This window comes from Streptomyces megasporus (assembly GCF_000718985.1).
GTDB lineage: Bacteria > Actinomycetota > Actinomycetes > Streptomycetales > Streptomycetaceae > Streptomyces > Streptomyces megasporus.
Map to the genome: position 1 here is coordinate 245813 of NZ_JODL01000004.1, position 12815 is coordinate 258627.

13 protein-coding genes and 1 pseudogene are annotated in these 12815 nt (G+C 71.5%); 6 read left to right on the forward strand and 8 right to left on the reverse strand.

The genetic code is table 11. The features are described 5' to 3' along the window. Positions 1-180: 180 nt before the first annotated feature. The 3 genes from IF47_RS0105835 to IF47_RS0105845 are packed head-to-tail and all read right to left on the reverse strand — an operon-like array spanning position 181 to position 3129. Complete coding sequence (locus IF47_RS0105835; protein WP_031507156.1) at positions 181-1197, reverse strand: ABC transporter substrate-binding protein; 1017 nt, start codon at positions 1195-1197, stop codon at positions 181-183. Beyond that, positions 1188-1988 (reverse strand): ABC transporter ATP-binding protein, encoded by an 801-nt coding sequence (locus IF47_RS0105840; RefSeq protein ID WP_031507157.1) that lies wholly within the window; start codon positions 1986-1988, stop codon positions 1188-1190. Before IF47_RS0105840 ends, IF47_RS0105835 begins: the two co-directional genes overlap by 10 nt. Position 1989: 1 nt before the next feature. Beyond that, a complete protein-coding gene (locus IF47_RS0105845; protein WP_031507158.1) occupies positions 1990-3129 on the reverse strand; it encodes a FecCD family ABC transporter permease in 1140 nt (379 codons plus the stop codon). Between the two features lie 527 nt (positions 3130-3656). Here IF47_RS0105845 and IF47_RS0105850 point away from each other — a divergent pair. From IF47_RS0105850 to IF47_RS0105870, 5 genes are all read left to right on the forward strand, one after another. Then, a complete protein-coding gene (locus tag IF47_RS0105850; RefSeq protein ID WP_051717084.1) occupies positions 3657-4157 on the forward strand; it encodes a GNAT family N-acetyltransferase in 501 nt (166 codons plus the stop codon). Positions 4158-4670: 513 nt separating this feature from the next. Continuing rightward, positions 4671-4892: a hypothetical protein gene (locus IF47_RS0105855; RefSeq protein WP_031507162.1), complete on the forward strand. Its 222-nt coding sequence runs from the start codon at positions 4671-4673 to the stop codon at positions 4890-4892. A gap of 99 nt (positions 4893-4991) precedes the next feature. Continuing rightward, positions 4992-5999: a sporulation protein gene (locus IF47_RS0105860; protein WP_031507163.1), complete on the forward strand. Its 1008-nt coding sequence runs from the start codon at positions 4992-4994 to the stop codon at positions 5997-5999. A 99-nt stretch (positions 6000-6098) separates the two neighbouring features. Next, positions 6099-6554 (forward strand): tellurite resistance TerB family protein, encoded by a 456-nt coding sequence (locus IF47_RS0105865; RefSeq protein WP_031507164.1) that lies wholly within the window; start codon positions 6099-6101, stop codon positions 6552-6554. 115 nt (positions 6555-6669) lie between these two features. Continuing rightward, positions 6670-6930 carry a hypothetical protein gene (locus tag IF47_RS0105870; RefSeq protein WP_031507165.1) on the forward strand — a complete coding sequence of 87 codons (261 nt, stop codon included), beginning with the start codon at positions 6670-6672 and terminating at the stop codon, positions 6928-6930. A gap of 66 nt (positions 6931-6996) precedes the next feature. Here IF47_RS0105870 and IF47_RS0105875 read toward each other — a convergent pair whose 3' ends face one another. Next, a complete protein-coding gene (locus IF47_RS0105875) occupies positions 6997-7938 on the reverse strand; it encodes a M56 family metallopeptidase (RefSeq protein WP_031507167.1) in 942 nt (313 codons plus the stop codon). A gap of 5 nt (positions 7939-7943) precedes the next feature. Next, positions 7944-8372, reverse strand: coding sequence for a BlaI/MecI/CopY family transcriptional regulator (locus tag IF47_RS0105880; RefSeq protein ID WP_051717086.1), 429 nt, complete (start codon positions 8370-8372; stop codon positions 7944-7946). A gap of 148 nt (positions 8373-8520) precedes the next feature. On the opposite strand from IF47_RS0105880, the pseudogene IF47_RS27515 reads away from it, so the two are divergent. Further along, positions 8521-8965, forward strand: a pseudogene (locus IF47_RS27515) (TerD family protein). A gap of 208 nt (positions 8966-9173) precedes the next feature. Here the strand turns inward: IF47_RS27515 and IF47_RS0105890 are convergent. The 3 genes from IF47_RS0105890 to IF47_RS0105900 form a co-directional block, all read right to left on the reverse strand. Further along, complete coding sequence (locus IF47_RS0105890) at positions 9174-9989, reverse strand: enoyl-CoA hydratase/isomerase family protein (protein ID WP_342667242.1); 816 nt, start codon at positions 9987-9989, stop codon at positions 9174-9176. A gap of 19 nt (positions 9990-10008) precedes the next feature. Beyond that, positions 10009-11262: a cytochrome P450 gene (locus tag IF47_RS0105895; protein WP_031507170.1), complete on the reverse strand. Its 1254-nt coding sequence runs from the start codon at positions 11260-11262 to the stop codon at positions 10009-10011. 186 nt (positions 11263-11448) lie between these two features. Continuing rightward, positions 11449-12810 (reverse strand): cytochrome P450 family protein, encoded by a 1362-nt coding sequence (locus IF47_RS0105900; RefSeq protein ID WP_031507172.1) that lies wholly within the window; start codon positions 12808-12810, stop codon positions 11449-11451. Between the last annotated feature and the right edge of the window lie 5 nt (positions 12811-12815).

A 12815-nucleotide genomic window follows, 5' to 3' on the forward strand; every position in this document is an offset into this window, starting at 1 on the left:
CGGGGTTCGGCCTCCGACACGTCCGCCCTCGTGTCCACGGTCACCGCCCTGTCGTGTGCGACGGCGCACCGGCCGGTCGCGGAAGGCGCCCCCGCGGGGATGTCCCCGCGGGGGCGCCTTGGTCCCGCGTGCGCGGCCGGTGTCCCGCGAGAGGCTCCGTCCCTCGGCGGTGATCTCCGCTCAGGCCTTGAGGGTGCGCAGGTACTTCGCGAACTTCTCCAGGCCGTCGATGTTGCGCGGCCCGCTGATCCCCTCGTTGTAGTCGAGGACGAAGAAGTTGTTCTTCTCGACGGCGGGCAGCTTGCCGGTGCGGGGCGACTTCTTCAGGAAGTCGATCTTCTCCTGGGCGGGCCGGTCGCCGTAGTCGAGGATGATGACGACCTCGGGTTCGGCCTCGGTGACGGCCTCCCAACTCACCTGGGTCCACCGCTGATCCAAGCCGTCGAAGATGTTCCTGCCGCCCGCCGTCTTGATGATGTCGTTGGGCGGGACCTGGCTGCCGGCGGTGAACGGCTGGTCCGTGCCCGAGTCGTAGAGGAAGACCGGCACCGGCTCGCCCTCGGGGGCCTTCGCGGCCACGGCCTCCACGCGCTTCCTCAGACCGTTCACGACCTCCTTCGCTCTCTCCTCCACCCCGAAGATCCTCCCCAGGCGCTCCAGGTCGGAGTAGAGGGCCTTGAACGGGGTGATCTTCTCCGGGTACTCGGGATAGTTGAAGCAGCTCTCGGTGTGCATGAAGCTCTGGATGCCGAGCTTGTCCAGGATCTCCGGGGTGATACCCCGCTGGTCGCTGAAGCCCGAGTTCCAGCCCGCCACCACGAAGTCGGCCTTGGCGTCCACGACGAGTTCCTTGTTGAGGAGGTCGTCGCCGAGCATCTTCACCTTGGCGTACTCGGCCGCCCACGGCGACTCGGTCACGGGCGGGTTCGCCGGCGGCATCACATAGCCCAGGACGTGGTCGGTCAGGCCGAGGCTGAACAGCTTGTCGGCGCTGCCTCCCTCGTAGGCGACGGCCCGCTTGGGGGTCGTGTACTCCACCGGCTCACCGCACCTGTTGACGGTGACCTTCTCCGACTTCGCGGACTCGGCGTCCGAGTCGACCTCGGCGCCGCACCCGCTGAGCAGCAGTGTGGCCGCGAGGGCGGAGCCGAGGGCGGCACGCCCGCGCGCGGCAGTCGAGGGGCGGGTCATGGGCATGGTGTGGCACTTCCGTTCAGTGGAGAAGGGGACAGCGAGTACAGCAGTTGCGGATCGCCGGTCAGCGGGTGCGGGACGACGTCGGCGTGGACGCCGAACACGTCGCGGACCAGTTCCGCGGTCAGGACGTCGTGGGGGGTGCCGGCGGTCACCAGACGTCCTTGGGAGAGGACCGCCAGCCGGTCGCACGCGGCGGCGGCGAGGTTGAGGTCGTGCAGCACGACCAGGACGGTGAGACCCGAGCCGCGCAGCAGGGAGAGCAGTTCGACCTGGTGGCGTATGTCGAGGTGGTTGGTCGGCTCGTCCAGGACCAGGATCCGGGGTTCCTGGACGAGGGCGCGGGCGACCAGGACGCGCTGGCGTTCCCCGCCCGACAGGGTGAGGACGCCTCGCCGGGCGAGGTGGTGGACGTCCATCCGTCGCATCGCCCGTTCGCACAGCTCCCGTTCCCGGCGGTCGAGCGCCTGGTTGCCCTGGCGGTGGGGGGTGCGCCCGAGCGCGACGAGCTCCTCCACGGTGAAGTCGAGGTCCACGGCCCCGTCCTGGGTCAGCGCCGCGATGATCCGCGCGCTGTGGCGCGGCGTCAGGCGGAACAGATCGTCGTCGCCCACCCACACGGTGCCGGAGCTGGGACGCAACGCGCGGTACACGCACCTGAGGGCGGTGGACTTCCCGCTCCCGTTGGGACCGACCAGGCCCACGACCTGCCCGTCCGCCGCCTCCAGGGACAGGTCTCGCACCAGGGCCCTGCCGTCGGTCACCACCGAGAGTCCGTCGAGCCCGAGGTTCATCTCAGCGTCCTCCGAACATGTAGGCCCTGCGGCGCATCAGGACGATGAACACCGGGACTCCGACGAGCGCCGTGATGACGCCCAAGGGGAGTTCACGCGGCGCGACGAGCGTCCGGGAGACCAGGTCGACCCAGACCATGAAGACCGCGCCGGCCGGTGGGGCTACGGCCAGGACCCGGGCGTGGGTGGAGCCGACCGCCATGCGCACCAGGTGGGGCATGACCAGCCCGACGAAACCGATGGCGCCGCTCGTGGCGACCATCGCGCCGGTGAGGAGCGACACGACCACGAGGAGGCTCTTGCGGTGCCGGTCCGGATCGACGCCCAGGCTCGCGGCGGTCTCGTCGCCGAGGGCCATGACGTCCAGCACGCGGCTGCGCCGGTGCAGCAGGACCACGCCGAGCAGCACGATCGCCGTGACCGCGGGGAGCGCGCCCCAGGTGGCGGCCCCGAAGCTGCCCATCGTCCAGTACAGGACCGTGCTGGTGGCCTCGCTGCCGGGAACCAGGTAGACGATCACGCTCATCACCGCCTGGAACCCGAGCGACATGGCCACCCCCGTCAGGACGAGACGCAGTGGGGACAGGCCGCCCCGGCCGGCCGACGCGGCGTACACCAGCAAGGAGGCCGCCAGGGCGCCGATGAAGGCGCCGACGGACATCGCGTGGATGCCCAGCGCCGCCAGTCCGCCCGTGACCGTGACGGCGACCGCGCCCACGGACGCGCCCGAGGAAACGCCCAGGACGAAGGGGTCGGCCAGGGCATTGCGCACCATGGCCTGAATGGCGACACCGACGGCGCTCAGCCCCGCTCCCACCAGTGCCGCCAACAGCACACGTGGGGTGCGAATCTCCCAGACGATCTGATAAGCGGTCACCTCGTCCGCCGCGATACGGCCGCCGCTGAGAGCGGCCCACAGGTATCGGGCGGTGTCGTCCGGCGCGATCACGGCCGGCCCCATTCCGATGGCCAGGACGACGGATACGGCCAAGAGGACGAGCAGAAGGGCACACGCCGGCGCCGAGCCCGTACGGGAGCCGAGCCGGTCGGCCGGCCCCGCCGGGGGCTCGGGTGGCTGCGCGCCGGCAGGCGCGGCGCCGTCGACGCTCGCCGAGGGCGTGGAAGTCGCGGGCGGGGACATGTGACCGGCCTTTCGAAAGCGGAAGACGACACTCACGGGAAGAGGGGCCCGCCACGGCGGTCTTCGCACGCGGACGGAGACCGGCGACGGCCGCCGGGGGCCGTATCGGCTGCGGGCGAGGGGTGCGGACGGAGAACCCGTCCGGAAGCGCTCCCGGTGCTAGCGACAGGGAGCCGGGGACATGCCGTGAGGGCGGGGCTCCGCTCGTCCGCGGCCTGTCGGTACGCCGACTGACGCCAGGAGGCCGATCGGCTCGGCTCCGCTCATCGGCTGCCGTGCGGGCCGCTCCGCGGGCAGGAACACCAAAGCCTTCACCTCTCCCCCTTTTGAGCAGTCGGGCGGGCGGGAACCGAGCCCCACTCGCGGGACCAACACTCCATCAACTGAAAATGATTGTCAAGAGCGCCTGTTGCCTCGCCCGCCCCATCCACCGCCCGGCCGGCCGACAAGCGATCCCGCCGCACACGTGGTCGCGGCGGGTCGTTGACATACTTCGGCCCATGGACACGAGCGCCGGGGCAGGCCGGATGCGGCCGGGCCGGGTGGCGCCCGGGATCGCGTCGGGCCGCCCCGTGGCACGGGCGCTGCGTCCCGCCAAGCCGGCGGCTGTCGAGACGGTCACGGAGCCGCGGGCGACGGTGCTGCGCCCGGACCCGGAGCGGTTGGGACGGTTCGACGAGCATCGGGTCCGGCGGCGGCTGCGGGACTCCCTCTCCCCGCGGCACACGTCGGTCATCGTGGCCGATGGCGCCTTCGCGGGCTGCGTCACCGTGCGACCCGTGGAGGACGGGCGGCGGCTGGAGCGCTTCCATCTCGCTCCGACCCTCCAGGGCCGAGGGCTCGGATCGGCTGTGCTGCGGACACTGCCACAACGGATCGACGCCGACGACGTGCCCGTTCGACCGAACGTCCTGCGGGGCAGCGCCGCCCGGCGGCTGCACGAGCGCCACGGGTTCACCGTGGCGGGCCAGGACCCCGTCGACGTCTCCATGGTGCGGCGGCCGGGTGGGGGCGTCCCGGCGACGTGAGGAGGATCGCGGACGCTCCGGGGGTTCGGCGCGAGCGACGTGGCGCCGAGCCGCGGAGGGTCGCGTCGGTCCGTCCCCGACCACCCGCCCCCGCTCGAGTGGGCCGCGATGACGCGCGGTCGCCGTGGCGCCGGGCATCGGTTCCGCCGCGACGGCGCGGACCCACGTCCGCGCGGCGCGGGTGGAGGCGGATCTCCCCTTCTCTCCCTTCCGGGAACGGCGCTGTCCCCCGAAGGGCTGTTTTCGGACTTTCCTCGACCGACGGCCCGACTGCGCGTCAAGCGGGGCTCCATAGCCTCTATGCTTCTACAGTCTTGTAGAAACAAGGAGGTGGCCAGGGCGTTCCGGGCCGTCCGCGGGCGTACGCACGTCGCGGGAGCAGCACGACGCGACGAGTGATCGCTCCGCTCGCGGAAGCAACGGAGGCAACCGGTCAACGCGGGGCCCACCCCGCGCGGTTCCGGCGGCCCGCCCTGCCACCCCACCCGCACATCGTCGACCCGGGAGGGCAACGTGGCTTCGATCGAACTGGACAAGGTGCTGGACAAGGCGTGGGCGGACAAGAGCCTGCCGGAGATCCTGTCCGCCCCCGTCTCCGCCCTGAAGGGCGTCTCCGACCGCGACGGCGAACTGCTGGAGGAGGCGTTCGGCGTCAAGACGGTGGCCGACCTGGCCGACCTGAAGTACGTCCGCTGGGCCCAGGCCCTGGCCACGCTGGGCGCGACGGCCAAGTGACGGTCAGGTAACTCCCCCAAAAAAAGCGCGGCGTCGCGCAAGCCCCGCCGGGCGCGGCGTCGCGCACCCTCACACGCACACGCGAAGGAGAACGCCACCATGGTGTTCAAACGGTTGCTCGGCTCGCTCGGAGTGGGCGGGCCCACGGTGGACACGGTCCTCGACCCCGGCCCCTTCCTCCCCGGCGGCGGCCTCAGCGGTCAGGTCCACCTCCAAGGCGGCAAAGCCGACTTCGACATCGACCACATCACCCTGGAACTGGTCGCCCGGGTCGAGGCCGAGCACGAGGGCGGTGAGTCCGAGGGCTTCGTCGCCTTCGAGCGCTTCACCGTCGCCGGTGGTTTCCGCCTGGCCGAAGGGGAGCGGCGCAGCGTCCCGTTCGCCGTCACGCTGCCGTGGGAGACCCCGATCACCGAACTGCACGGACAGCACCTGGGCATCGTCCTCGGGGTGCGCACCGAACTGGCGGTGAGCGGCGCCAGGGACAAGGGCGACCTGGACCCCTTGGCCGTCGGTCCGCTGCCGGCCCAGGAGGCCGTCCTGGAGGCTCTCGGGCAGCTCGGCTTCGGGTTCAAGTCGGCCGACCTGGAGTACGGGCACATCGGCGGCACCGGTCAGGCACTGCCCTTCTACCAGGAGATCGAGCTCGCCCCCGCGCCCCAGTACGCGCACACCATGCGGGAGTTGGAAGTGACCTTCCTCGCCAACCCCGGTGGCGTGGAGATCGTCCTGGAGGCCGACAAGCCCGGTGGCTTCTTCTCCGACGGCCATGACGCGCTCAACCGCCATGTCGTGGGCCACGAGGGTGTCGCACACCGCGACTGGAACGCCGTCGTCGACGCCTGGCTCCGTCAACTGGCCGACAACCGCGGCCACTTCGCCGCACCGGTCCCGTACGGGCAGCCCGACCCCCATGGTGGGGGGTACGCCCACAAGGACGACCACGGTCACCACGGCCACCGTTCCGGCCCCGGCATGGGAACGGCCATCGCCGCGGGCGCGGCCGGACTGGCCGTCGGCGTGGCCGGCGGGCTGGTGGCCGCCGAGATCGTCGACGAGATCGGCGACGCCTTCGAGGGGGAGGACGAGGGCGACGAGGAGGCGTGAGACGCCCCTCGACCCCCTTCTTTCTACATTCTTGTAGAAGTTAACCTGGGTCCGGACCGCTCCCCCGCGGTCCGGACCCGAACAACGCATGGAGACGTCATGGCCCTGTGGGATCGCATCAAGGAAACCGCCCAGACGATGCAGGCCCAGCTGGAGGCGAAGAAGAACGACCTCAAGAGCGGCGCCTTCCGCGACGCGAGCATGGCGATGTGCGCGCTCGTCGCGGCGGCGGACGGCACGATCGACCCGGCCGAGCGGCGGCGTGTCAGCCACCTGATCGCCAACAACGAGGTGCTGCGGAACTTCCCCGCCGACGACCTCCAGCGCCGTTTCGACGACTACGTCAACAAGCTGGTGGCCGACTTCGAGTTGGGCAAGGTCGGCATCCTGCAGGAAGTCGCCAAGGCCAGGAAGAAGCCCGCCGAGGCCCGCGCCGTGATCCAGATCGGCATCGTCATCGGCGGCGCCGACGGCCACTTCGACGCCACCGAGCGGGCCGTGGTCCGCGAGGCGTGTTTCTCCCTCGACCTGTCGCCCCACGAGTTCGATCTGTGACCGACGCACCGTTGCGACGCCCGCCTCGCCCGCTCCGGCGGTCGCACGGCGGACGTACGGCGGACGTGCACAGACCCGGCAGACAGACCGGCAGACGACCTCGAAGGGGAACCGCATGGAGATCTCCGGCCTCATCAGCGCGATCGTGATCGGCACCGTCATCGGCACACTGGGCCGGCTGGCGCTGCCGGGCCGCCAACACACCGGGGTGCTGCCGACCATCGGAGTCGGCGTCCTCGCCGCCCTGGTCGGCACCGCCGTCGCGGCGGGACTGGGGGTGGCGAACACGGACGGCGTCGACTGGATCGAGTTGGCCATCCAGGTCGGTCTGGCCGCCTGCGGCGTCGCGCTCGTCGAGCGCCTCAAGGGCCGCTGAGCCCGCCCGTCCTCCTGTGTCGATCGCCCGGTCCGAGCGGCGGTCGGCACAGGAACCGCGGGCTTCTCACAAGGGGGTGGCCGCTTTCAGGACGAGGAACAGGGTGACGGCCGAACTCGCCGACGACAGCGCCGAAACGGTGGTGCCCGCCGCGGCCGTCCACGCCGCGAGCCCCACCGCGGTGAACACCGACGGCCATCTGCGCACCGTCGGCGCCGGCTCCAACAGCGCCGCCACTCGCCGTGGCACGGGTCCCGCCGCGGCGAGGTGGGCCAGCGTCACCGCCGGAGCACCACGGGAGACCAGCGCCGCCTTGCCGATCGCACGGGCGACCGCCCGCCGACTGCCGACCGCCTCCGCCGCGTCCTCGTCCGCCCACCGCTCCGTGGTGTAGGTCACGGCCGTGCGCAGCGGTCGCAGGAACGGATTGGCTCGTGCCGCCAGCCGCACCACCAGCAGGTACCGGTGGTGCTTGCCCACCAGGTGCGCTCGCTCGTGGGCGAACAGAGCGCGGCGCTCCCGGTGGCCCTCCAGGCACGACAGCATCGCCGTGGACACCACGATCCGGCCCGTCCGGCGCGGGCCGCCGGGCAGCGCGTACGCGTACGGGACCTCGTCGGGCAGTACCGCCACCGAGGAGTCGCGCAGTCCTTCCAACGCCCGAAGCGCCCGGCGCCGCACCCGACGGTGCGCCCACAGCGTCCGCGAGCAGGCCGCCAGCACCGCGACCAGGGCGGGAATCGACGCCTTCCCCGCGATCTCGTCGAAGGGGACCGCCGCACGCACCTCCGGGTCCGACCAACCGTCCGGCAGCGGGTTGCCCGGCAGTTGCGCGGTCCCCACCACGACCAGCAGCGCCAGACACACCGTGCTGCACACCGCCAGCACGCCGGCCGTGACCGACAGCAGCACGGTGGCGGTGCGCGGGTGCAGGCGCTGTTCGGCCAGGCGCGCGACGGGCCAGGCGGTCAGCGGCAGGACGAGCGGCAGGAAGAAGAAGACCCCCATGGACATCAGTCCTCCGGTTCCTCCGCCCGGCCCAAAAGTTCCCGCAGCAGCCGCTCGTCGTCCGGCGGCAGCGAGGTCACGAAACTCGCCAGCACCGCCTGGCGGTCGCTCTCTCCGTCCAGGAGCCTCCGCATGCGCAGTGCCGCCAACCCCGCCTCGTCCGCGGTCGGCGCCCACACGAACGACCGGCCCGACCTCTGCCGCGTCACCACGCCCTTGGCCAACAGCCGGGTCAGGATGGTGATCACGGTGGTGTACGCCAGGGAGCCGCCGAGCCGCTCCCGCACCCACGCGGTGTCCACCGGGCCCGGCGCCTCGCGCAGCGCCGAGAGCACCTGGGCCTCCAGCTCGCCCCGGCCCCGCCGGTGCGGACGAGGCCGCTGGGACGCTCCGGTCGCATCCCGATCCACCACACCGTCTCCCTTCAGCCCCATGCTCCCCCGTCTCACTCGCCGGGTCGGCGGTACATCGTAGACGTGCGGCAACCCGGCCTCCCCCACATCTTCTACATTGCTGTAGATTTCAAGGGCGGGTTCGGCAGTCCCGAGAACCGCGCAGACCAACGCGTCACAGGAGGAAAGCGTGGGAGTATCCCTGTCCAAAGGTGGCAACGTCTCGCTCAGCAAGGAGGCCCCGGGACTGAGCGCGGTCCTCGTCGGCCTGGGCTGGGACGTGCGGACGACCACCGGAACCGACTACGACCTGGACGCCAGCGCGCTGCTGTGCGGCGCTTCCGGGAAGGTCGCATCCGACCGGCACTTCGTCTTCTACAACAACCTCACCAGCCCCGACGGATCGGTCGAGCACACCGGTGACAACCTCACCGGCGAGGGCGACGGCGACGACGAGGTCATCAAGGTGAACCTCGCTGGCCCGCTACGACCTGAGCGAGGACGCCGCCACCGAGACCGCCATGGTCTTCGGCGAGCTCTACCGCCACGGCGGTGAGTGGAAGTTCCGGGCCATCGGCCAGGGCTACGCCTCGGGGCTGCGCGGCATCGCCCAGGACTTCGGCGTCAACGTCTGACGCCTTGCCTCCGCCACCGGAGGACCGCCACGGACCGGTCCTCCGGGGCGCCCCGTCCCAGGCTCGGCCACCCGGAGCCCGACCGCGCGGGGAGCCGATCTCCCGCCCGCGGCGGTCGTCCTCGCTCCGCTGCTCGCGGCACTCGCCTCCGTCGGGGCCGCTCTCCCCGCGTCACCGGTCACGGACCGGGCTCCGGCGACTCCCGGTGTCAGTCGGGTCGGTCGAGGGCGCCGATCGCGCAGGCCGCGGAGAGCAGTTGGGCGTCGAGGAGGCCGCCGTCGGCGAGGCGGTTCCCCCTGGAGTAGGAGCCGAGTATCGCCTTCGCCAAGGGCAGTGCCCCGCGGGGGCGGCGTATCAGTGGCTTGACCCAGGCTTCGACGGTGGCGTCGAGTTCCTCGGCGGGCACCGCCTTGTGGAGGATGGACATCTCGTGGGCCCGCGCCGCGTCGAAGGGGGCGCTGGTGAGGATGAGTTCACGGATCCGGGCGGTGCCCGCCTCGTTCAGCAGGCGGGGCAGGACACCACCCCACACGGGTGCCACGCCCAGGCTCGTCTCGGGGAGGCGGAAGCGGCAGGTGTCGGCTCCGGCACGCAGGTCGCAGAAGATCGCGAGTGCGAGGCCGGCGCCGATGACCCTGCCGTGGAGCCGGGCGATGGTGACCGCGTGGGCGGTGTCCAGGGCCTCGCAGACACGTCGGGCCTTGTCCGCGATCACACGGAGGTGCGCTCCGGTGGGGTCGTCCTCGAGGGAGGTGGCGAACTCCCCCCGGTCCGCGCCCAGGCAGAAGTCGTCCCCGGCGCCGGACAGGACGATGATCCGGACGTCGAGGCGGTCGTTGACCGTGCCGAGAACGCTGATGAGTTCGTCGAGGATGTCCGCGGTGAGGGCGTTGCCGGTCTCCGGGCTGTTGAGCCGGACGTGCAGGACGGGGCCCTCCTGGCCGACCTGGAGCGTCTTGTAGTGGCCTTCGATCACGGTGGGTGTCGCGGTGGAGGCCGCGGTTGGGGTCGCGGTTGGGGTCACGGCGGAGCTCACGGATACCTCAAGGGTGGGCTACGGGCAGGGTCAACATGCGGCGGAAGGCCACGCGGGGGGCCCACTGGGGCGGGCGAGCCAACCGGAGGGAGGGGAAGCGGTCCAGGAGAGCGGTCAGCAGCGTGGTGGCCTCCAGGCGGGCCAGGGGCGCGCCGAGGCAGTAGTGGATGCCTCCGCTGAAACTCAGGTGGGCCGGTCTGGGGCGACGGACGTCGAAACGGTCGGGGTCGGTGTGGTGGGCCGGGTCCCGGTTGGCCGCCCCGACCATGAGGTGGACCATCCGGTCCGCGTGGACGTCGACGCCGGCGACGGTGAGGTCCTTGCCCGCGATCCGGCTGATGACGTGGGTGGGGGCGTCGTAACGCAGGGCCTCCTCCACCGCCGTGGGGACGTGCTCGGGATGCGCGCGGAGCCACGCCCACTGATCGGGGTGTTCGAGCAGGAGCCGCACCGTCGTCGACAGCAGGGTGGCGGTCGTCTCCAGCGCCGCCAGGAGCACGAACAGGGTGATGTGGTAGACGGCCTCGTCGGCGGCCTCCCGGTCGGGTTCGATCTCGTCCCAGACCCGCAGCCATGCCGACACCGGGTCCGGTCCGGGCCGGGCGCGTCGCTCGTGGACCAGGGCGGTGAAGTACTTGCCCAACTGCGCCGTCGCGGCGTCGGAGAGGGCCAGTTGGCTGGCCGAGGGGAGGAGTTCCTGGGCGAACACCTGGTCGTGGGTGAGGTCGCGCAGCAGGGGGTGGTCACCGGACGGCAGGCCGAGCCACCGACCGATGGTGATCACCGGGAGTTCCTCGCTGACCAGGGCGTTGAAGTCCGCTTCGCCGTCCTCCAGGTGTTCGGCGAGACGGTCGAGCAGGTCGTCGGTGATCTCGGCGACCGAGTGCCGGAGGTCCTCCAGTGCCCTGCGGTCGAACATGTTGCCCGTGGCCTTGCGGACGCGGGTGTGGTCCGGCGGGTTGAGCGCCGGCAGGGTCTTGCTCATCTCCCGCGAGGAGGCCGCGTTCCAGCGCGTCGATTCTCCCTGGAGGGCGCGCCAGCGGGCGTCGGGCACGAGCCAGTCCCGGCTGCGCAGTAACCGGTCGCACAGGTCGAAGGAGGTGACCAGGTACCCGCCCCAGGGGGCCGGGACGATGTCCCCCATCGACCGGAGTTTCGCGTAGTACGGGAAGGGGTCCGCCTGCCCCTGTGCCGTGCGCAGACGGGAGAAGAGGGCGGTCACGGAACGCCGGTCGACGGGGCGGGCTATCGCGGGTTCCACGCGATCGACTCCTTTACAAGATCACTCGGATCGGCGCCTCGTCCCTACCCATGTGGTCGTACGTTGATGCGATGTGCCCCCGTCATGTGCTGTCGGGTAGGTCACACTCCCGGTGTGCCGCGCCGGACAGCGCATCCCCGGCGTGGTCTCCGCCGGGGATGCTTCCGGCGCCCGGGACAGGGTGGATCACGCTCCCGTGAGCCATTTCAGGAACGCGCTCCAGCGCGTGGTCTTCGTCGCGGGCGCCGGCGCCGACCGGGACGCCGCACCGGCACGGCCGGCTTCGGCTTCCTGGGTGGGAGCCGCGGTTCGCCGGGTGGAGGGCGGGGTCGGGGTGAAGCGGACGGGCAGGGCGGTGAGTGTTCTGCTCCAGGGGGTCGGCTGCCAGGTCAGGCTCTGGAAGTCGGTGGTCAGGGTGATGTCGGTCAGCCGGTTGAGCAGCTTCTCGATGGCCGCGTTCCCGATGAGGACGGCCGGGTCCTTGGCCGGGCAGGCGTGGGGGCCCGCGCCGAACGCGAGGTGGGCCCGTCCCCGGAGCGCCCAGGGGTCCGCGGCCACGGCCGGGTCGGTGTTGGCGGCGGCGAAGCTGATGACCACGGGGGCGTCGGCCCGCAGCACCCTGCCGTCGAGCTCCACGTCCTGTACCGGGTAGTGGACGGCGTAGTTGGCGATGGGGGCGTACTTCCACAGCACTTCGCTGACGGCGTCCTCGACCAGCAGTTGGGTGCCCGAGTACCGGTCGTCGCCGAGCACGAGGGCGATGCCCGTGCTGATGAGGGACGTCAGGGGCGCCGTGCCGCCCGACAGCAGTGTGACGAGTTGGTTGACCATCTCGCCGTCGTTGAGACCGGCCGAGTGCTTGAGCATGTGGGAGGTCACGTCGTCGCCGGGAGAGCGGCGTTTGAGCGTGACCAGTTCGTGGAGGGCCTCTCCGAGAACCTTGTTGGCCCGTTCGGCCTCGGGGCCGCCCTCGAAGATTCCCGTGACTCCGAAGACGACCCTGTCACCGATGTCGGCGGGGCATCCGAAGAGTTCGCCGAAGATCAGCAGGGGCAGTTGCTGGGCGTAGTCGACCATGAGGTCGGCCCTGCCTCCGGGCCGGCTGCTGAACTGGTCGATGAGGTAGTCGGCGACCTGCTCGACGTGGCGGCCCAGCCGGTGCGGGTCCACGGTGGACAGGCCGTCGGTCACCACCTGCCGCAGCCGCGCGTGGTCGGCGCCGTCGGAGAACAGGGCGTTGGGCCGGTGGGCCATCATCGGCAGGGCGGGACTGTCCGCCGGTATCCGACCCTCGTTGAGAGCGCGCCAGCGGCGTGCGTCCCGGACGAAGGTGCCGGGGTTCTGCAGGATCTGCAGGGCGGCCGAGTAGTTCGTCACCAGTTCGGCCTCGACACCAGGGGCCATCTCCACGGGCCCGCTGGCGCCGAACTGCCGGAGGTGGGCGTAGTAGCCGTCCGGGTCCTCCCCGAACTCGGGGGTGTACAGCGGGACTCTGCCGTGGGCGGGACAGCCCGGCGGGGGCTGCCGGTGATCCGTCTGGTGTGACACGGGGG